18 protein-coding genes, 2 pseudogenes and 1 riboswitch are annotated in these 18,967 nt (G+C 71.6%); of the genes and pseudogenes, 7 read left to right on the top strand and 13 right to left on the bottom strand.

What is annotated here, in order from left to right; translation table 11 throughout:
* Positions 1-385 (bottom strand): hypothetical protein (locus B8W67_RS07440; RefSeq protein ID WP_085303278.1); only part of this gene is annotated, 385 nt, incomplete at its 3' end.
* Positions 386-626: 241 nt separating this feature from the next.
* Positions 627-796, top strand: a riboswitch (M-box (ykoK) riboswitch).
* 262 nt (positions 797-1,058) lie between these two features.
* Between B8W67_RS07440 and B8W67_RS07435 the strand changes: the two genes are divergently transcribed.
* Positions 1,059-1,244, top strand: coding sequence for an Rv1535 family protein (locus B8W67_RS07435; RefSeq protein WP_069390563.1), 186 nt, complete (start codon positions 1,059-1,061; stop codon positions 1,242-1,244).
* Positions 1,245-1,256: 12 nt separating this feature from the next.
* On the opposite strand, the gene B8W67_RS07430 is transcribed toward B8W67_RS07435, so the two are convergent.
* Positions 1,257-1,535: a hypothetical protein gene (locus B8W67_RS07430; protein WP_069390562.1), complete on the bottom strand. Its 279-nt coding sequence runs from the start codon at positions 1,533-1,535 to the stop codon at positions 1,257-1,259.
* Between B8W67_RS07430 and B8W67_RS21665 the strand changes: the two are divergent.
* Positions 1,500-1,673, top strand: a pseudogene (locus B8W67_RS21665) (hypothetical protein); the annotation flags it as partial. The gene B8W67_RS07430 and the pseudogene B8W67_RS21665 overlap by 36 nt on opposite strands.
* 16 nt (positions 1,674-1,689) lie before the next feature.
* Here B8W67_RS21665 and B8W67_RS07425 read toward each other — a convergent pair.
* From B8W67_RS07425 to B8W67_RS07405, 5 genes and pseudogenes are all read right to left on the bottom strand, one after another.
* Positions 1,690-6,012: pseudogene (locus B8W67_RS07425) on the bottom strand (HAD-IC family P-type ATPase); the annotation flags it as partial.
* 5 nt (positions 6,013-6,017) lie between these two features.
* The gene (locus B8W67_RS21100) at positions 6,018-6,743 is read right to left on the bottom strand and encodes a TrbL/VirB6 family protein (protein WP_372507453.1); all 726 of its coding nucleotides are present in this window, start codon (positions 6,741-6,743) and stop codon (positions 6,018-6,020) included.
* Between the two features lie 167 nt (positions 6,744-6,910).
* Positions 6,911-7,717, bottom strand: coding sequence for an exodeoxyribonuclease III (locus tag B8W67_RS07415; protein WP_174254781.1), 807 nt, complete (start codon positions 7,715-7,717; stop codon positions 6,911-6,913).
* Positions 7,718-7,731: 14 nt separating this feature from the next.
* Complete coding sequence (locus B8W67_RS07410) at positions 7,732-8,664, bottom strand: N-acetylglutamate synthase, CG3035 family (RefSeq protein ID WP_085303249.1); 933 nt, start codon at positions 8,662-8,664, stop codon at positions 7,732-7,734.
* Positions 8,661-9,257 carry a peptide deformylase gene (locus B8W67_RS07405; RefSeq protein WP_085303248.1) on the bottom strand — a complete coding sequence of 199 codons (597 nt, stop codon included), beginning with the start codon at positions 9,255-9,257 and terminating at the stop codon, positions 8,661-8,663. Before B8W67_RS07405 ends, B8W67_RS07410 begins: the two co-directional genes overlap by 4 nt.
* A 137-nt stretch (positions 9,258-9,394) precedes the next feature.
* Here B8W67_RS07405 and B8W67_RS07400 point away from each other — a divergent pair, with 137 nt between their 5' ends.
* From B8W67_RS07400 to B8W67_RS07380, 5 genes are all read left to right on the top strand, one after another.
* Positions 9,395-9,703, top strand: coding sequence for a nucleoid-associated protein NapA (locus B8W67_RS07400; protein WP_085303246.1), 309 nt, complete (start codon positions 9,395-9,397; stop codon positions 9,701-9,703).
* Positions 9,704-9,772: 69 nt separating this feature from the next.
* Positions 9,773-10,243 (top strand): LytR C-terminal domain-containing protein, encoded by a 471-nt coding sequence (locus tag B8W67_RS07395; RefSeq protein ID WP_085303276.1) that lies wholly within the window; start codon positions 9,773-9,775, stop codon positions 10,241-10,243.
* A gap of 77 nt (positions 10,244-10,320) precedes the next feature.
* On the top strand, positions 10,321-10,998 hold the full coding sequence (sodC, locus tag B8W67_RS07390; RefSeq protein WP_085303245.1) for a superoxide dismutase[Cu-Zn]: 678 nt from the start codon (positions 10,321-10,323) through the stop codon (positions 10,996-10,998).
* A complete protein-coding gene (locus tag B8W67_RS07385; RefSeq protein ID WP_085303274.1) occupies positions 10,979-12,115 on the top strand; it encodes a glutamate--cysteine ligase in 1,137 nt (378 codons plus the stop codon). The genes sodC and B8W67_RS07385 overlap by 20 nt, the downstream gene beginning before the upstream one ends.
* Positions 12,116-12,119: 4 nt before the next feature.
* A complete protein-coding gene (locus B8W67_RS07380) occupies positions 12,120-12,746 on the top strand; it encodes an LON peptidase substrate-binding domain-containing protein (protein ID WP_085303243.1) in 627 nt (208 codons plus the stop codon).
* Between the two features lie 4 nt (positions 12,747-12,750).
* Here the strand turns inward: B8W67_RS07380 and mnhG are convergent, their stop codons facing one another.
* From mnhG to B8W67_RS07350, 6 genes are read right to left on the bottom strand one after another with little or no spacing between them, the layout of a single operon-like run.
* Positions 12,751-13,080, bottom strand: coding sequence for a monovalent cation/H(+) antiporter subunit G (mnhG, locus tag B8W67_RS07375; RefSeq protein WP_085303240.1), 330 nt, complete (start codon positions 13,078-13,080; stop codon positions 12,751-12,753).
* Positions 13,077-13,346 (bottom strand): monovalent cation/H+ antiporter complex subunit F, encoded by a 270-nt coding sequence (locus B8W67_RS07370; protein ID WP_085303239.1) that lies wholly within the window; start codon positions 13,344-13,346, stop codon positions 13,077-13,079. Before B8W67_RS07370 ends, mnhG begins: the two co-directional genes overlap by 4 nt.
* On the bottom strand, positions 13,343-13,855 hold the full coding sequence (locus tag B8W67_RS07365; protein WP_085303237.1) for a Na+/H+ antiporter subunit E: 513 nt from the start codon (positions 13,853-13,855) through the stop codon (positions 13,343-13,345). The genes B8W67_RS07370 and B8W67_RS07365 overlap by 4 nt, the downstream gene beginning before the upstream one ends.
* Positions 13,852-15,447, bottom strand: coding sequence for a Na+/H+ antiporter subunit D (locus tag B8W67_RS07360; RefSeq protein ID WP_085303235.1), 1,596 nt, complete (start codon positions 15,445-15,447; stop codon positions 13,852-13,854). The genes B8W67_RS07365 and B8W67_RS07360 overlap by 4 nt, the downstream gene beginning before the upstream one ends.
* Complete coding sequence (locus B8W67_RS07355) at positions 15,444-15,902, bottom strand: Na(+)/H(+) antiporter subunit C (RefSeq protein ID WP_085303233.1); 459 nt, start codon at positions 15,900-15,902, stop codon at positions 15,444-15,446. Before B8W67_RS07355 ends, B8W67_RS07360 begins: the two co-directional genes overlap by 4 nt.
* Positions 15,899-18,772 carry a Na+/H+ antiporter subunit A gene (locus B8W67_RS07350; protein ID WP_085303232.1) on the bottom strand — a complete coding sequence of 958 codons (2,874 nt, stop codon included), beginning with the start codon at positions 18,770-18,772 and terminating at the stop codon, positions 15,899-15,901. Before B8W67_RS07350 ends, B8W67_RS07355 begins: the two co-directional genes overlap by 4 nt.
* Between the last annotated feature and the right edge of the window lie 195 nt (positions 18,773-18,967).

Raw genomic sequence — 18,967 nt, 5'->3', positions numbered from 1 at the left:
GGTTCTCCCCGGGTGGGGCGTCGCCCGGGGCACCCGGGATGGCCCCGTCGCAGCCTCCGGGCGGGGGCGGAGCCGGGAACACGTTGTTGCCGCTGTCGCCGACGCAGTCGTAGTGGTAGGTCACCCCGATCCCGATGAACCCGTTGTCGACCCACTGGTGCCAGTACGAGCCGTCGGGGTACTTGGCGCCGTCGCAGACGCCCATCGCGCCGCCGAGACCGGCCCCGCCGGCACCCCAGTGCCCGCCGGGGCAGAAGTTCTTGGTGATGTCGGGCATGTGGGGGTCGGGCGGGTCGGCGGTGGCCGTCGGTGCCAGCGCCAGGGCCAGGGCGGCCGCGCAGCCGACTGCGGCACCGACGCTGGGGAACCTTCTGCTGGAGAACACCGTGAATACCGCCTTTCGAGGTCCGGTTCGCGCCGCTCGCGGCGCGGTCACCCCGACGGACCCGTGGCGCGGGGCGCCATAACCACACTAATGGCACTTGTGTCCCAACCGGTTGGCCGGGGCATGGCGGCGGGCGTCCGAGCGTGTCCGACGCGCCGTGTCGGCACCTGTGAACTGCGGATTCGGCGCGCATGGGGCGGGGAGTTGACCGGGTGGCCGCGCTGGGGCACCATGGACCTCGCGAGCACCTCGTTAGGCGAGGCGGCTGCGCGGACATAGGCCACTGACCTTGAACGTCGAGAGACGCCACAGGTCAGGACAGCTCCTCCCGGCTTAAGGGTTGAGCCCAAGTGGCTTCCGGTTCTCCGGACACGCCGTGCAGTGTCGAAGCCAAAACGAGTGGGGTGCGGTCTTCTCCGGCCGAGTCTGGCCGGAATCCCACTCCTTAGCCGTGCGCGTTGAACGCTGAAGGCACCCGCGTGTGCCGTGGCCGAGAGGAGGTGAGGGGCACTGATGAGCTCCGGTGATAGTCCGTACCGATCTTGGGCTACCGTCTCTTCCCCGAACCTGGTTCCGGCCACCACTTCCGGCCAGTAACCCCCTCGGGGTGCGACGAGACGCAGGCCCCCGCGCTAACCGTTCTCGCGTTTCTCACACTGGCTAGGAGGCAACCATGGCTGCCGTTGCTTACACCGAAGTATTGACCCCGACCCGCGTTGCGGCTGACAGCCTGGCCGTGCTGAAGAAGCACCAGAGCCCGTCGGACCCGGTGGTCGACGGCGCCGCCCGGCTGCTCTGCGTGCCGCTGCGGCAGGTCTACGCCCTCGCATGGCGGGCCGGGATCCTCACCGTCAAGTAGCTGAAAAACCGCTCAGCCGGCGTCCTCGATGGCTTTCCCGAGCTCTTCGAGGAGCCGGCTGCGCTGATTGCTGGCCATGATGTGGCCGGCGGCGATCACCACCGCCACCGGCCACTCGATGAGATCGAGCGCGGCCAGCGCCGCCAGCCCGCCGTAGTAGGCGATCTGCTCCGGCGGCGGGATCTGCACCTCGCCGACCATCGGGAGGTTCAGCGCGAATGACTCGCCGTCCCGGATCTGTTGCACCGCCTCGCTGTGCGAGCTGGCCTGTCGTGTCTGCTTGTCCGCCATCGTTCGCCTTTCGGTAACTACGGGTTAGCGGCCGGGTTGGATTGGGTGGTCACCCTCGGACATGTGACGACCGATCTTCCGGCTGACCGCTTGGTTGTGCCTGTGGCTGAGGTTCTGACGATTCCGCTGCGTCACCTGTACGCGGTGCTGTGGCGGGCGGGGGTGTTGGAGGTGCGTCGGCGACCCCCAGCATGCGCGGCACCACCGCCGCTGCGCCGACCGCCGCACTGGCCGAGCCGAGGGCCTGCGCCCAGCCAACGGGTCCCAGTGGTGTGCAGCCAAGAAACTGGCTCAGTCCCGGGATACTGATCAAGGTACCCATCACCGCCAGCGACCCGCCGGCGGTGAGCACCACCAGCGGGGCGCGCGAATCCAGCAGTGTCTGCCCCAACTGCGCGGAGACCAGCGCCACCAACGCCACCGTCGAGGCCCGCTGCTGACGCCCGGTGAGCGAGGCCATCGCCCACGCCGCGGTCGCCGCACCGGCGGTCGCGGTACCGCGCACCGCCACCGCCCGCCACAGCCGGCGCTCGTCGGGCCCGCGCGTGTCGTGCGACATCGGGTTGCGGGGTGCACTGACCGCCAGGGCGGCGGCCGGCAGCGCATCGGTGAGCATGTTCACCAGCAGGAGCTGGCGGGTGTTCAGCGGGGAGGTGCCGCCGATCGCGGTGCCCAAGGTGGCGAACGCCACCTCCCCGGCGTTGCCGCCGAGCAGCACCGCCACCGCCGACTGCACCCGCTGCCACAGCTGACGGCCCTCCTCGACCGCGGCCACCAGCGACTCGATGCGCCCGTCGACCAACACCACGTCGGCCGCACCGTGGGCGGGATCGCTGCCGCGGCCGACCACCCCGACCCCGACGGTGGCCGCCCGGATCGCGGCGGCGTCGTTGGAGCCGTCGCCGACCATGGCGCAGACCCGACCGATGCGCTCCAGCGTCTGCACGATCTGCACCTTGTGCGCCGGGGACATCCTCGCGAAGATCACCGTGCTGGCCACCGCGCGCTCCTGGGCCTTGCGCGACATGGCATCCCACTGGGTGCCGCTGACGACCTGATCGGTGCGCACCGGCATCCCCAGCTCGCGGGCGATCGCCGCGGCGGTGATCGGATGGTCACCGGTGATCAGCCGGATGCCCAGGCCGTGCTCGCGCAGATCGGCCAGCAGCTGCGCGGACTCGGGTCGCGGGGTATCGGCCAGGCCGAGGAACCCGACCAACTCCAAGTCCTCGGTGCACAATTCGGCGACGGTGTCGGGGTCGTCGGCGGCGGTGGCGATCTGCGTCGCCGACAACTGACGCCGTGCCACCGCGATGACCCGCAGCCCGTCGGCGGCCAGTGCGTCGACCACACCGGCCTGCGTGCCGCGTCCCCGGCCGCACCCGGCCAACAGCACCTCGGGGGCGCCCTTGACGGTCAGTTCGGTGCCGACGACCGTCGCCGAGAACGACCGGCCCGGCCGAAACGGCAGGTGCGCCACCGGTGCTGGGCCATCGGATTCGCCGTTGGTCTCCACGGCGGCGGCGATGATCGCGGCGTCGGTGGCGTGGACATGGGTGCGGCCGTTGACCGTCGGGGTCGCCGCCGCCGCGCAGCGCAGCACCTCGGCATCGGTGTGCTCGCTCACCGAACGGACCTGGGTGACGCGCAGCCGGTTCTCGCTGAGCGTGCCGGTCTTGTCGAAGCAGACCACGTCGACGCGGCCGAGTGCCTCCACTGAGCGCGGCACCCGGACCAACGCCCCCAGGCCGGTCAGTCGGCGCGCCGAGGCCTGCTGGGCCAGTGTGGCCACCAGCGGCATGCCCTCCGGGACGGCGGCCACGCTCACCGCGATCCCGTCGGCGACCGCCTGACGTAATCCCTTGCCGCGCAGCAGCCCCAGCAGCCCGACCGCCGCGCCACCGCCCAAGCTCACCGGCCAGGCGCGGGTGGTCAACTGGCCCAGCTGATGCTGCAGCCCGACGGTCTCGTTCTGTGCGCCGACCAGCGCCGCGGCGCGGCGCACCTGGGTGTTGGCCCCGACCGCGGTGACCACAGCGCGAGCCGTACCGGTCACCACGGTGGTGCCGGCGAACAGCATGCAGAACTGTTCGGCCAGATCGGCCCCGGGCGTGGCCTCGGTCTGCTTGTCCACCGGCATCGACTCACCGGTCAGCGAGGATTCGTCGACCTCGACTTCGGGGGCGTCGATGAGCCGGGCGTCGGCGGGCACCACCTCATCGGAGTGGACCTCGATCAGATCGCCGGGCAGCAGAGCCTCGGCGGGGATCTCCACGTAGATCTCGCCGTGGTCGGTGACGTCGACGCGCCGCGCCATCGGCGCCTGCTGCGCGAGCAGCTCGTTGAGTTTGGATTCGGCCCGCAGCCGTTGGGCGGCGGCGAGCATGGCGTTGCCGGTGAGCACCGAGCCGACCATGATCGCGTCCACCGGCGAGCCGAGCACCGCGCTCGCCGCCGACCCCAGCGCCAGGATGGGGGTCATCGGGTCGGCGAGTTCGGCACGCACCGCCCGACCGAACTGGGCCGCCGAGCGGCGCGGGGTGGCACTGAGTTCCACACCACGGCGCAGCAACTGCAGGCCGGGCTGCACGCGGGCCAACCGGCCGGCCGGCTCCGACGCCGGCTCGCGGCGCGGGGTCGGCAGCAGGGCGCGCACCTGCTCGGTGGACATGGCGTGCCACTCCTGGGTCGGCGCGGGAGCGGGGGTGGGCACCGCCGCGGTGCGCCGCGCCAGCAAAAATCCGGTCAACAATCCCACGGCCGCACCGCTGGTCACCGGGCCGGGCCCGGTGCCGCGCACCCCGGGAAGCATCAGTAGCGACCCCAATGCGGTTGCCCCAGCGGAGATCTCGATTCCACGACGCACCGCTGAACGGGCCGCCGGCAGGGCGTGGATGATCTGCCATGCCCCGGGCAGCCCGGTCACCAGCAGCTCGGCCTGAAACGGTGGGGCAGCGGCGTCGGTGAGCACCCCGATCGACAGATCCGCAGCGGCCAGAGCGGCACCCGCGGTGCTGGAGAGCACCGCGACGGTCTTACCGGTCGCTTGCAGGTCGGCGACCAGCGTCGCCAGATCCGCATCCACCGATCCCGGCCCGGAGGGCTCGACATCGTCGAAACCGGGCTGCAACTCGTCGAGTACATCGATGTCGACCGAGACCACGGTGAGGTCGGCGTGGCGGGCCTCGGAGACCAGCGCTGCCGCCAGCGGATCGTGGGCGGGCCGGTACAACGCCTCCAGCGCGGTGTCGGGATCCAGGGAATGCCAGCCCGGGGTCAACCCCTCATCCAGGCGGGCCTGCGCGCGGGCCCAGGCGCCGGTCAGGTCGCGGTCGGGGATGCCGCGCACGCCGGTCACCCGCAGTCGGTCGGTGCACAGCACCCGCGGGTCGATGACCAGGGTGTCGACGCGGTCGAGCCGCCGCAGCGCCGCCGGGGTCAGCGTCAGCACGTCGTGGCGGTCGGTCAACTCCTGACCGAGGCGCGCCGCGAACGCCTCGCGGGTGACCCGGGCGGCCTTGGGCGCGGTGACCAGCACCGCGTTCGCGGCCATCTGCGGATCGCGGGTGGCCGCACCGACGGTGGCCGCACCGACGGCCTGCACGAGCGCGGCCAGCGCGGAGTGGCGCCCCGCCACGCCGGGCGGGGCCGGCACCGCCCGCCCGCCGGGATGCACGGTGGCGGTCTCGGCGTGTCGGGCCAGGGTGGGTTCGTGACGCTGCCAGGCCTCGGCGGCGGCGCGGTGCTCACCGAGGGCGACCGCCTCGCTGAGCACGTCGAGCAGCAGGGCGGCGGGGGCGACGGTGACGGTGTGGGCGACGGCCATCGCCACCGACAGCGCGGTGTCGGTGGCCGGGACACCGATGCGGTCCTCGAGCAGCGTGCGCAGCCGCGGCTGGTAGGAGACCGCGGCCACCACCGCCTCCACCGTTGCCGGCAGCGGCGGCACCCGCAGCGCCCAGCCGGCCAGGGCCAGCCCGAAACCGACCGTGTTCGCCCCGGCGGTCACCACCTGTGCTGCGGCGGCCAGCCCGTCGCCGGGGAGGCTGTCGGTGCGCACCGGGGGGGATCCGGCGTCGCGGTAGCGGCGTTCGGTGGCGGCCACCAGTTGGCACAGCGGGCGTAGCGCGACGGTGTCGTCGACGTCGAGCACCAGCCGGGACAGCGGATGGTTCAACCGTGCCGCGCGCACCCCCGGCTGTTCGGCGACCGCGGCGAGCAGCGCCGGACCGAGCTCCCCGGCGCGCTCACCGTGCAGCCCGCGCACCTCGATCCAGGCCCGGCCGTGGCCGCGCCAGCTGCGCCGGCCGGCCAGCACGTCGCCGAGGCCGCGGGAGACCATCGTGGTCAGCTCACGGGCCGGGCGGGTGGCCACCTCGGTCGCCGCGGCGGTGGCGGTCACCGAGGCGCCGACCACGGTGGCCGAGGTGTGCAGGCCCCAGGCGGCCAGACGGAACGGAAGAGTGGTGATACCCAAAGCGATCAGCGGGGGTTACGGGGTGCCGCTGAGGGGGACCCCGCCTTCTTTGCCGGAGCCTTCTTTGCCGGGGTTTTCTTCGCTGAAGCCTTCTTCGCCGAAGCCTTCTTCGCCGAAGCCTTCGTACCGGCTTTCTTCGCCGCCGACTTCGCCGTCGACTTTGCGGCCTTCGCGGTCTTCTTGGCGGGTTTGGCGGCGGTGGTCTTCGCGGGGGCCTTGGCGGGTTTGGCGGCCGGGGATTTCTTCGCTGCCTTGGCGGGCGCCTTCGCCGGCGCGGGGGAGTCGGTCGCCGACGGCACCGCGCGCAGCCGCGCCGGTGCGGCCTGCACCGCCGGGGTGTCGGCCTGGCGCTGCTTGGCGCGCCGCAGCAGCAACGCCCCACCGCCGATCGCCAGCAACAGCGGCCACTCGATCACGCCGATCGCGCCGATCACCCCGAGGGTGGCCGCGGCCACCGGGGTGGACTGGCTGCCCTGGCCGGCGCCGCGCCGCGCTCCGGAGACCGCGCCCTGGGCACCGTCGACGACGCTGCTGACCACCGCACCCGGCACGGCCGACACCACGTTGGGTGCCTCGGCGGCCCCGCGCTGCGCACCGGACACCATGCCCTGCACACCGCTGATCGCACCGTTGAGCACTGCGCCGCCTACGGCACCGGCGGCCATGGTGGTCGCATCGGCGGCCCGGCCCACGGCCCGGCCGGCCTGCCGTATCGCACCCTTGACGTCCATCGGTCTCCTCGCAATCGGAACTACCAGAGTAGTCGCAACCCGGCGTCGGCGCGAGGTACGCGCGGCCCGCCCACCATGTGTGATCGCTGAACAAAATCTGGGGCGACCACGGCGTCGACGCCTCCCGGGGCGTGAAATCCACCCCGGCTCAAGGGTATTCGGGCACGCTACGGTCGACGCAGCTCAACCAGTACCGGAGCGTGGTCGCTGGGGGACTTGCCTTTGCGTTCCTCGCGGACGATCTCGGCGTGGGTGACCCGCGCCTGAAAGGCCGGGGAGCCGAGGATGAAGTCGATCCGCATGCCTTGACGTTTGGGGAACCGCAATTGGGTGTAGTCCCAATAGGTGTAGACACCCGGGCCCGGGGTGAACGGGCGCACCACGTCGGTGAAACCGGCGTCGGTGAACGCGGCGAACGCGGCGCGCTCCGGTTCGGAGACATGAGTGGCGCCGTCGAAGACCGCCATGTCCCACACATCGTCGTCGGTGGGGGCGATGTTCCAGTCGCCGGCCAACGCCAGCGGGGTGTCCGGGGCGTCGGCGTGCCAGTCGGTCGCACACCGACGCAGCGCGGCGAGCCAGTCCAGTTTGTAGCGGTAGTGCGGGTCCGCCAGGGTGCGCCCGTTGGGCACGTACAGACTCCACACCCGCACCCCGGCGCAGGTCGCTCCCACCGCGCGGGCCTCGGCCACCGGGTCGACGTCGGGCTTGGACGCCCAGCGCGGCTGGTCGGCGAAACCGATCTGCACCTCATCAAGACCGACCCGGGAGGCGATCGCCACCCCGTTCCACTGGTTGAGCCCGACGTGGGCAACCTCGTAGCCGAGTTCGACGAACGGGAGCATCGGGAACTGCGCGTCGGTGCACTTGGTTTCCTGCATGGCCAGCACGTCGACGTCGGCGCGGGCCAGCCAGTCGGTGACCCGGCCGACCCGGGTGCGGATCGAGTTGACGTTCCAGGTGGCCAACCGCAGCGTGTCGCCGCCCATCACAACCTCCGACTCGTCGGCCCCGACCAGATCGCCTCGGTGCGCACATACCGGCAGCGATGCTGGCTGGTGAATCCCAGCGCGGTGAGCAGCCCCAGCGGCCCGTCGCGGCCGTCCTCGCGGATCTGCGCGTAGCCGCGGGTGACCCCGCGCTGCGCCGCCCAGGCCAGCACCGCGGTGCCCACCGCCGTGCCCAGGCCGCGGCGGCGCGCCGTCGCCGCAACCCGCAGGTCCGAAAGGCCCACCCAGGGGGTGCCGTCGGCGGATTCGGTGATCACCCCGCGTGCCACCGCGCCGTCGGGGTGGCGGGCGAAACACACCGCGCCGCCGTCGACGACCGCGGTGAGCACCGCGGTGGGCACCGGGCGGTCGTAGTCGGCCAGCCAGGCGGTGTCGGGGGTCTCGGCGACGGTGACCGCAGCCGGGGCCGCCGGCCCGGCGGGCAGATCGAGCACCAGGGTGCGGGTCTCGCAGTCGACGGGGGTGTCGTCGCGCAGGGACACCATCCGGTCGGGGATGGCGAACAGCGGCGTCAGCCCGCGCTGCACGTACCAGTCGACGATCGCCGGCACGGTCGCAAACGAGGTGCCCCGCTCCAGCGGGATCGCCGAGTTGGCGCGCGCGGTCGCCCCCTGCCCGGCGCGCAGCAGCCAGCCGTCGAGCCACTGCCGTTCGGTGCCGGGGAACCCCAGCGCGGCGGCGTGCTCGACCGCACGGATCTGCGAGTTGCGCACCGGCACGTCGGTGAGCCGACGCACGGTGAGCACCTCGGAGGCGGGGAACTGCACCACTTCACCGGTCTTGGTGCGCACCCGCACCAGCGGGTCGACGTCGAGCAGATGGCCCACCGCGTCCGACAGCGGGGGCTCGGAGCCGGCCGGCAACCGGAACCGCACCGCCACTCGGGTCCCCAGCGGGGGCAGCGCGCTCACGGGTGCCCGAACGGGTCGGGAACGTCGCCGGGCATCCAGGACAACCCGGGCACCCCCCAGCCGCGGGCCTTGACGGTGCGTTTGGCGCTGCGGGCGTGCCGGCCGATCAGCCGGTCCAGGTACAAAAAGCCGTCCAGGTGGCCGGTCTCGTGCTGCAGCATCCGGGCGAACAGCCCGGTGCCCTCCAGTGTCACCGGGTTGCCGTCGGCGTCGAGGCCGCTCACCCGCGCCCAGTCGGCGCGCCCGGTGGGGAACGACTCGCCGGGCACCGACAGGCAGCCCTCGTCGTCCTCGTCGGGATCGGGCATGGTCTCGGGCACCGGTGAGGTCTCCAGCACCGGGTTGATCACCACGCCGCGCCGCCGCGGCCCGCGGCCGCGGTCGTCGGCGCAGTCGTAGACGAACACGCGCAGCCCCACGCCGATCTGATTGGCGGCCAACCCGACCCCGTTGGCGGCGTCCATCGTCTCGTACATGTCGGTGATCAACTCGGCGGTGCCGGCGGGCAGGGACCCGTCGGAGCCGACCGCCACCGGGGCGGTGGGTGTGTGCAGGACGGGATCGCCCACGATGCGAATCGGTACGACTGCCATGATCGGCAAGCTTAAATCGCCGCCGGTATCGCGACTCGCGGGGCCGGGTTCCCACGCCCGGCCCGTCGGCGTGATTGAATACGGGCCGAAACACACTGTTGTTATTCGATGTATTTCGGGGAAGGGTCCGGCACGGTATGGACGGCGCCATGGCGCAACCTCATCGATCAGGCGACGACTCCGAACTCAGCGACGGGTTGACCCGGCGCGAACACGACATTCTGGCCTTCGAGCGGCAGTGGTGGAAGTACGCCGGCTCCAAAGAGGAAGCCATCAAGGAGCTGTTCGGGCTCTCCGCGACCCGCTACTACCAGGTGCTCAACGCGCTGGTGGAGCGTCCCGACGCGCTGGCCGCCGACCCGATGCTGGTCAAACGGCTGCGGCGGATGCGGGCGAGCCGGCTGAAGGCCAAGGCGGCCCGGCGACTGGGCTTTGAGGTGCCCTGACCCGGCGGTGCGGCGAATTCCACGGTCGCAATTGCCGGAATCTGTGCACGCCCGGATACAGTGGGCGCGATGAACGACCACGTCCCAGACTCATCGGGGTTGCCGCTGCGCGCCATGGTGATGGTGCTGCTGTTCCTCGGCGTGATCTTCCTGCTGCTCGGATTCCAATGGCTGAGCTCGGGTGGCTCGCCGTCGGAGGAGGCGTCGTCGACGACGACCACCGCGACCACGACGACCACCACGACGGCACCGGCCGCACCGAAATCGGAGGTCCGGGTCTACAACATCTCCGACCAGGAGGGCCTGGCCGCCGAGACCGCCGACCGGTTGCGCGACGCCGAATGGGACGTCACCGACGTCGGCAACATGCGGGTCGACTCGGTGACCGAAACCACCGTGTTCTTCAACCCGGACAACGAGGGCGAGCAGGAATCGGCCGAAGCGGTGGGCAAACTGCTCGACGTGCCGGTGGCGCCGCGCATCGAAGATCCCGACGTCGCCGATCAACCTCCGGGCGTCATCGTCCTGGTGACCAGTTGACCCGCTAAGCTCTGTCCATGCTTACGTCCAGGCTCCCGGTTAGTCGTGGCCCCGTCGTCACGAGATTCGCCCCCACGATGGCAGTGGCCGCCCTGGCGGTGCCGGCGCTGTTGCTCAGCGCCTGCACGCCCAACGAGCCGGCCGCGCCCGGCCCGGGGCCGGCCCCGTCGGTGTGGACCGGATCGCCGGGCACCGCGCCGCAGTCCGACGACGGCGACACCGACGGCGACGCCGACAGCGACACGCTGCGCGCCGAGCTTTACGACGTCGACGGCACCCCGGTGGCGTCCGCCCGGTTCGACTTCAGCGAGGGCTACGCCACCGTCACCATCGCGACCGTCGAGGGCAGTGCGCTGACCCCCGGCTTCCACGGCACCCACCTGCACGAGGTCGGCAAGTGCGAAGCCGACTCGACCGCACCGGGCGGCGGGGAGCCCGGCGCGTTCCTCTCCGCCGGCGGGCACTTCCAGGCCCCCGGCCACGAGGGCCACCCGCAGAGCGGGGACCTGACCGCGCTGCAGGTGCGCTCGGACGGCACCGGCTATCTGGTGACCACCACCGATGCGTTCAGCCGCGACGAGCTGCTGGCCGGCAAGGGGACCGCGATCATCATCCACGCCGACGACGACAACTTCGCCCACATCCCGTCCGACCGGTACGTGCAGGCCGACGGCACGCCCGGCCCCGACGAAACCACGCGGAAAACCGGCGACGCCGGCGCGCGTGTGGCCTGTGGTGTCATCAACGCCGGCTAACGTCGCCGCCCGCATCGACTTCGCCGGGTCTGCCCGGCCGACCATCGGGGTCGAGTGGGAGTTCGCCCTGGTGGACGCCCACACCCGCGACCTGAGCAACGAGGCCGCCGCGGTGATCGCCGAGATCGGCGAGAACCCACGGGTGCACAAGGAGTTGCTGCGCAACACCGTTGAGCTGATCACCGGCATCTGTGCGGACACCCCGCAGGCCATGGAGGATCTGCGGTCCACGCTGACCACCACGCGCCAGGTGGTGCGGGCCCGCGGCATGGAGCTGTTCAGCGCGGGCACCCACCCGTTCGCGCGGTGGTCCACTCAGCAGCTCACCGACGCCCCCCGCTACGCCGAGCTGATCAAACGCACCCAGTGGTGGGGTCGGCAGATGCTGATCTGGGGTGTGCACGTACACGTCGGCATCCGTTCGGCGGCCAAGACGATGCCGATCATCTCCGGGTTGCTCAACTACTACCCGCACCTGCTGGCGCTCTCGGCGTCGTCGCCGTGGTGGGGCGGGGAGGACACCGGCTACGCCAGCAACCGGTCGATGATGTTCCAGCAGCTGCCGACCGCGGGGCTGCCGTTCCAGTTCCAGACCTGGCGCCAGTTCGAGCGGTTCGTCCACGACCAGAAGAAGACCGGGATCATCGACCGGCTCAACGAGATCCGCTGGGACATCCGGCCCTCCCCGGCGCTGGGCACCATCGAGCTGCGGGTCTTCGACGGGGTGTCCAATCTGCGGGAACTCGGCGCGCTGGTGGCGTTGACGCACTGCCTGGTGGTCGATCTCGATCAGCGCCTGGAAGCCGGGGAACTGCTGCCGGTGATGCCGCCGTGGCATGTGCAGGAGAACAAGTGGCGTGCCGCGCGCTACGGGCTGGACGCCGAGATCATCCTCGACGCCGACAGCAACGAACGGCTGGTCACCGACGACCTCGACGACCTGCTGACCCGGCTGGCCCCGGTGGCGAAGACGTTGCACTGCGCCGACGAGTTGGCCGCGGTCGCCGACATCTACCGGTACGGCGCGTCGTATCAACGGCAGCGCCGCGTCGCCGAGGAGAACGACGGGGATCTGCGCACCGTCGTCGACGCACTCATCGACGAGCTGGAGCTCTGATCGCATGGCGGCGCTGCCGATGTTTCCGTTGGAGTCGGTGCAGCTGCCCGGGGAGACGTTGCCGCTGCGGATCTTCGAGCCCCGCTACCGGGAGCTGGTCACCGACTGCCTGGCCGGTGACCGCCGGTTCGGGGTGGTGCTGATCGCCGCCGGACGGGAGGTCGGCGGCGGCGAACGGCGCTGCGACGTGGGGGCTCTCGCACAGATCGCCCGCCACCGCAAACTCGGCTTCGGTCAGCACGCCCTGGTAGCCACGGTCGGCGAGCGCATCCGGGTGCAGCGCTGGCTCGACGACGATCCGTATCCGCGCGCCCAGGTGACTCCATGGCCCGACGAGCCCGGAGAGCCGGTCGGCGACAGCGATATTCGCAAGATCGAGGATCGACTCCTGGCGCTGTATCAGCGGACCACCACCCGGCGTCGGGTCGCACTTCCCGCCCGCGACACCCTGTTCGGCCCGGCCGGGGCGCCCGCCGGCGAACGGCTGTACACCCTGGCCGCCCGCATCCCGATCGGCCCCGCCGACCGGTACGCGGTGCTGGCCGCCCCGAGTGCGGCCGACCGGCTGACCGCGGTCAACGACGCCGTCGACACCTTCGCTGCGCGGGTGGCGTTCCAGCTCTCGCAGTGAGTGCTCAGTCCGGTGGGTGGCGCATCTCGTCGATGATGAGCTGGGCGTCCATGTCCTGCTCGCGGTAGGCGAGCCGACCGACCCGGTGGGCCACCACCGGCGCGGTGATCACCGTGAACAGTGCGGTGACCGCCAGCATGCCGAAGTCGTGGCTGCCGCGCAGCCGGATGGCGGCGCCGGCCAGCACCAGAAGCAGCCCCAGCACCTGCGGTTTGGTGGCTGAATGCATGCGCGCCAACGTGTCCGGGAAGCGCAGCACCCCGATCGCGGCGGTCAACGCCAACAGGGAGCCGGCCAGCACCAGCGCGCCGGCGATACCGTCGGAGACGCTCATCGGCGCTCCTGGGTGTCGGGAACGCGGAACCGGGCGACGGAGACCGAGCCGATGAAGCTGATCAGCGCCAGGGCGGCCAGGCTGTAGGTGACGGTGGTGTCGCCGCTGGCCGCGGCCCAGGTGCCGATCCCGCACATCGCCATCGCCAGCAGCGAGTCCACCGCCACCAGCCGGTCCAGGGTGCTGGGGCCGATCAGCAGCCGGCACATGGTCAGGATCGCCGCAACACCCAACACGATCCCGGCGGCAATCCAGATGGGGCTCATGGCAGCCACTCGCTGTCCCGTTCGAACGCCTGCACCAACAACCTCTCCAATTCGGCGACCTGCCGGCGGGACTGGGCCACCGAGCGCGGCGATCCCACGTCGAGCACGTGGTAGTACATGATCCGGTTGACCTGGTCGATCTCCAGCAGGATCGAGCCGGGAATCATCGTGGTGATGTTGCCGGCCAGTACCAGCACCAGATCCGATTTGAGCCGGGAGTGCACCTGCAGCACCCCGTTGCGCGGCGGCGGGCCCGGCCGGATCGCCAGCCACGCCAGGTGCATACTCGACAGCACCAGATACCAGCCGACCCGCAGCGCCAGCCGCAGCCACGACAGCGGGTGCAGCAGGCCCTGCACCGGCACCCGCGGCAGCGGCAGCAACACCAACACCCCCACCGCCACCGCCAGGCCGCCGACGACGTTGGCGGGGGTGAACCGGCCCCACAGCAGCAGCCACACCACCGTCAGCGCCAGCACGGTCAGCACCCGCAGTCCCGCGGTCCTCACGAGTCACCCCCGCCCAGCACCGTCGACAGGTAGGGGCCGCGGTCGATGATCTCGTCGGCGGCGCGCTGGGTGTAGCCGAACACCGGCCCGGCGGCCACCGTCAGCCCCACCGCCACCGCGATCAACGCCAGGGTCGCGGCGACCATCGAGCGCGGCATCCGCCCGACGTCGTCGCGGTCGGCGTAGGCGATCTCCTCGGTGTTGACCAGCAGCACGCTCGGCGCCGCGGCGGCCAGGGCCTCCGGTGCGTCGACGCGGGGCCGCCAGAACACCCGGCTCCACACCCGCGCCATCACCAGCAGGGTCAGCAGGCTGGTGGTCAGGGTGCCGGCCACCAGCAGCCAGGACAGCACCGAGCCGTTGACGGTGCCGGCCTGCAGCAGCGCCACTTTGCCGATGAACCCGGAGAACGGCGGGATCCCGCCGAAGTTCAGCGCCGGGACCAGGAACAAAAACGCCAGCATCGGGTTGGCGGCCAGCCCGCCGAGGCGCTGCACGGTCGACGCCCCGCCCTGGCGTTCGATGAGCCCGGCGGCCAGAAACAGCGTGGTCATCACCACGATGTGGTGCACCATGTAGTAGATCGCGCCGGCGGTGCCCACCGCGGTGGTCACCGCCACCCCGAACACCAGAAACCCGATGTGGCTGACCAGGGTGAACGACAGCAGTCGTTTGATGTCGCTCTGGGCGATCGCGCCGAGGATGCCGACCAGCATCGTCAGCAGCGCGGCCACCAGCAGCACCGGGTTGAGCCGTCCGCCGGGGAACAGCAGGGTGTCGGCGCGGATGATCGCATACACCCCGACCTTGGTGAGGATCCCGGCGAACACCGCGGTGATCGGCGCCGGGGCGGTGGGGTAGGCGTCGGGCAGCCACGCCGACATGGGGAACACCGCCGCCTTGATCCCGAACGCGACCAGCAGCACCGCGAAGATCGCGGTGCGGATCCCGGTGCTCAGATCACCGGTGCGGGTGGCCAGCTCCGCGAGGTTCAACGTGCCGGTCGCGGCGTACACCAGTGCGATGCCGATCAAAAAGATCAGCGACGACACCATCGACACCATCACGTACCCGATCCCGGCGCGCACCCGGTCGGCGCTGGCGCCGATGGTCAGCAGCACGTAGCTGGCGGTGAGCAGCACCTCGAACCCGACGAACAGGTTGAACAGGTCGCCGGCGAGGAACGCCATGGACACCCCGGCGGTCAGCGACAGGTAGGTGGGCAAAAAGATCGACACCGGCTGGCGGTCGTCGCCGTCGCGGATGCCCTGGCCGATCGCGTAGACCATCACCGACAGCAGCACCACCGCCGAGACCACCAGCATCAGCGCCGAGAGCCGGTCGACCACCAGCGTGATGCCCAGCGGGCCCAGCCCGGCGGGGGTGACGTCCCAGCCGCCGATCGCCACCGCCAGGGTGCCGTCACGGTCGGCCAGATACACCAGGGTGGCGGCGATCGCGGTGACCGCGGTCAGCACCAGCAGCGTGATCGCGCGCTGCACCCGCGCGCGCGGCCCGCACACCAGGGTGGCCGCCGCACCGAGGGTGGGCAGCAGCACCGGCAGCGGGATCAACGCGGTCGCCAACGTCATGACGGCTCCCCGGACTCTGTGGACTCCACCACCGCGTCCAGCTCGGTGGGGTCGACGGTGCCGCCGTCGTCGTCCTCGGCGGCGATGGCCTCCTCGTCGGAGAGCTGGGAGACGCGGGTGGCCTCCGGGTCGTCGCCGACCCGGTCGGCGGTGGTCAACCGGAACGACCGGTAGGTCAACGCCAGGATGAACGCCGCCACCCCCATCGTGATGACGATCGCGGTGAGCACCATCGCCTGCGCCAACGGGTCGGCGGCGGTCTCCTTGCCGGCGCTGCTGTCCTGCACCGGCGGGTTGCCCGCGCGCCCGGCGCCGTGGATGATCAGCAGGTTCACCGCGTTGCTGATCAGCAACACCCCCAGCAGCATCCGGGTGAGGCTGCGTTCCAGCAGCAGGAACACCCCGCAGGCCACCAGCACCGCGATGGTCAGCAGCGGGAAGAACTGTGCGCTCATCGCGGCCCCACCAACGGTCCGGCCACCCCGGCGGGCACCTCGTCGTCGAGGCGGGCGCCGAGGCTGCGCAGCACGTCGAGCACCAGCCCGATCACCACCAGATACACCCCCAGGTCGAAGAAGAGCGCGGTCACCAGGGTGATCTCGCCGAGCACCGGCACGGTGACGCTGAGCACCGCCGACGACAACGCCGGCGCGCCGAACGCCAGCGAGGCGACCGCGGTGCCGCCCACCAGGGTCAAGCCCACGCCGAGCACCTTGCCCGGATCCAGCGGCAGCGCCTCCCCGAGCTCGTAGTGGCCGCCGGCCAGATACCGCAGCGTCAACGCCAGCCCGGCGGTCAGGCCCCCGGCGAAGCCGCCGCCGGGGGTGTTGTGCCCACCGAAGAAGAAGTACACCGAGACCACCATGATCAGCGGGAAGATGATCCGGGTGGTCACCTCCAGCACCAGGGAGCGCTCCCGCGGGTCGCGGTAGCCGCTGCCGCGCAGCCAGGTGGTGGAGCCGATGGCGGGGCTGTAGACGGTGGGTTCGGCGAGCTGCGCGGCAGCGGTCGGCACCCGCGGGGCCACCCCGAAACGGCGATGCCGGAACACCAGGGAGGCCACCCCGGTGGCGGCGACCAGCAGCACCGAGATCTCCCCGAGGGTGTCCCAGGCGCGGATGTCGACCAGCAGCACGTTGACGGTGTTGGAGCCGTGCCCGCGGGTGTAGGCGGCGTCGGCCAGCAGTGCGGCCACCCCCACACCGTCGCGGGCGGCCATCGCGAACGCCGCCAGCACCGCCACCGCCAGCCCCACCGCGACCGCCAGCGCGGCGCGCGGGCCGCGGCGGTGCAGCATGGTGGCCCGCTCGGTGCTGGCCGGCAGGGCGCGCAGCACCAGCACGAAGATCACCAGCGTCATCGTCTCGACCAGGAACTGCGTCAACGCCAGGTCGGGGGCGCCGTGGAAGACGAACACCGTGCCGCAGCCGTAGCCGGTGACCCCGACCATCAGCACCCCGGCCAGGCGGTTGCGGGTCACCGCGGCGCCGAGAGCGGCGGCGATGATCAACACCGCCAGGGTCAGCTGCAGCGGGGAGTCCCACCACTGCAGCGACGGTGTCGGGCGCGCACCGAGGGCGAGCGCGGCCAGCGGCACCGCCACGAACGTCGTCAAGATCACCGCCTGGTTGCCGGGCAGCGAGCCGCGCTGGATCAGGCCGGCCACCCGCACCGCCAGCACGTCGAGACCCTGCAGCACGGCGTAGTAGACCCGGTCGGCGTTGCCCAGCGGCAGCCGGCGCAGCCGGGTGAGCTGCAGCGGGCCGCGGGTGGCGAACACCATCGTCCCGGCGACCAGCACCAGCGCCGACAGGGTCAGCGCGCGGCTCGGCCCGTGCCACAGCGCCAGGTGGTAGTGGCCGTCGCCGAGGGTGCTGGCGTAGCCGCGCAGCACCGCGTCGACGCGGGAGACGTCCAGTCCCAGCACCAACCCGAGTGTGGCCAGCAGCGCCGGCGCCGGGTAGAACCAGCGGTTGGGGCGGTGCGCCTCGGCGACCGCGCGACTGGGTGCTGTGCGGCCCTTCGCGCCGAACCCGCCCCACAGGAACCGCAGGCTGTAGATGATCGTGAACACCGCGCCGACCGCCACCGCGGTCAGCATCAGCCATCCGGTGAACCCCGGCTGCTCGTCGAGGGCGGTGAACGCCGCCTCCTTGGCGGCGAAGCCCAGGAACGGCGGCACCGCGGCCATGCTGGCGGCCGCGGCGGTGGCGATCGTCGCCAACCCGGGGGCACGGCGGCCCAGCCCGGCCAGCTTCCGCACGTCGCGGGTGCCGGTGGCGTGGTCGATGATGCCGACCACCATGAACAGCGTCGCCTTGGCGCCGGCGTGGGCCACCACCACCGCCAGCCCGGCCAGCATCAGATCGGCGGTGCCGAACCCGACGAGGGCCACCATCAACCCGAGTTGGCTGACCGTGCTGAACGCCAGCAACAGCTTGAGGTCGTATTCGCGGACCGCGCGCCACCCGCCGGCGAGCATGGTGGCCAGCCCCAGCCCCACCACCATCGGCCGCCAGCCGGGCACGTCGGCGAAGCCGGGGGCCATCCGCGCCACCAGGTACACCCCGGCCTGCACCATCGCCGCGGCGTGCAGGTAGGCGCTGACCGGGGCGGGGGCGGCCATCGCGCCGGGCAGCCAGAAGTGCAGCGGCAGGATCGCCGACTTGCTCAACGCCCCCACCAACACCAGCACCACCGCGACCGTGGTGAGCGTGCCGGGCGGCACCCGCTCCGGCTCGGCCACCAGGGTGGAGAGCAGATAGCTGCCGGTGGATTCGCCCAGCATGACGATCCCGCCGAGCATCGCCAACCCGCCGAAGGTGGTGACCAGCAGCGCCTGGATGGCGGCGCGGCGGCTCACCGCCCGCTCGGCGTAGTGGCCGATCAGAAGGAACGACAACACCGTCGTCAGTTCCCAGAACACGTAGAGCACCAGCATGTTGTCGGCGACCATCAGGCCGAACATGGCCCCGGCGAAGGCCACCATCTTGGCGGCGAACCCGGGCTTGCGCGGGTCGGGCCGGTGGTCGGGGGTGGGGCGGAAATACTCCGCGCAGTAGCAGAGCACCAGCGCCCCCACACCGAGCACCAGCACGCTCATCACCGCGGCGAGGGTGTCGAAGCGCAGCGCGATGTCCATCGACAGCCCCGGCACCCACGACACCGTCACCCGCTGCTCGGGGTGGGGCCAATGGGTGATCACCCAGATCAGCGACCCGGCCGGCACCAGCGCCAGCGGGTAGAACATCACCCTGCCCCAGCGGCGCAGCAGCACAGGAGCCGACGCCGCGGCAACTGCGTGGGCGAGCAGTATCGCGAGCATCACACTCCGGTGTGGTCTGCGTTGAGCGGACAGAAACGCAAGGCCAGCCCGCGGGGCGGGGGTCACCCTTGACGTTGGGGGACGTTGGGGGTCGCTATGGGTTCACGGGGGTCGCGAGCCAGTTTACCGAGTCGCGCAGGCGCCGATGCCGCCCACCGGGTATGCCGCGGGGCCCCGAGGCGTCGTGAAACTCAC

It is taken from the genome of Mycolicibacillus koreensis (assembly GCF_002104795.1).
Classification (GTDB): domain Bacteria; phylum Actinomycetota; class Actinomycetes; order Mycobacteriales; family Mycobacteriaceae; genus Mycobacterium; species Mycobacterium koreense.
Note: the sequence above shows the minus strand (reverse complement) of the source record. Positions and strands in the feature narration are given on the sequence as shown.

Coding starts and splice junctions, on each gene's coding strand:
- B8W67_RS21100 (WP_372507453.1), bottom strand. CDS start 6,743: ATGGACGTCAAGGGTGCGATACGGCAGGCCGGCCGGGCCGTGGGCCGG.
- B8W67_RS07430 (WP_069390562.1), bottom strand. CDS start 1,535: ATGGCGGACAAGCAGACACGACAGGCCAGCTCGCACAGCGAGGCGGTG.
- B8W67_RS07360 (WP_085303235.1), bottom strand. CDS start 15,447: ATGACGTTGGCGACCGCGTTGATCCCGCTGCCGGTGCTGCTGCCCACC.
- B8W67_RS07400 (WP_085303246.1), top strand. CDS start 9,395: ATGGACGGCGCCATGGCGCAACCTCATCGATCAGGCGACGACTCCGAA.
- B8W67_RS07435 (WP_069390563.1), top strand. CDS start 1,059: ATGGCTGCCGTTGCTTACACCGAAGTATTGACCCCGACCCGCGTTGCG.
- mnhG (WP_085303240.1), bottom strand. CDS start 13,080: ATGAGCGTCTCCGACGGTATCGCCGGCGCGCTGGTGCTGGCCGGCTCC.
- B8W67_RS07395 (WP_085303276.1), top strand. CDS start 9,773: ATGAACGACCACGTCCCAGACTCATCGGGGTTGCCGCTGCGCGCCATG.
- B8W67_RS07355 (WP_085303233.1), bottom strand. CDS start 15,902: ATGAGCGCACAGTTCTTCCCGCTGCTGACCATCGCGGTGCTGGTGGCC.
- B8W67_RS07370 (WP_085303239.1), bottom strand. CDS start 13,346: ATGAGCCCCATCTGGATTGCCGCCGGGATCGTGTTGGGTGTTGCGGCG.
- B8W67_RS07380 (WP_085303243.1), top strand. CDS start 12,120: ATGGCGGCGCTGCCGATGTTTCCGTTGGAGTCGGTGCAGCTGCCCGGG.
- sodC (WP_085303245.1), top strand. CDS start 10,321: ATGGCAGTGGCCGCCCTGGCGGTGCCGGCGCTGTTGCTCAGCGCCTGC.
- B8W67_RS07350 (WP_085303232.1), bottom strand. CDS start 18,772: ATGCTCGCGATACTGCTCGCCCACGCAGTTGCCGCGGCGTCGGCTCCT.
- B8W67_RS07405 (WP_085303248.1), bottom strand. CDS start 9,257: ATGGCAGTCGTACCGATTCGCATCGTGGGCGATCCCGTCCTGCACACA.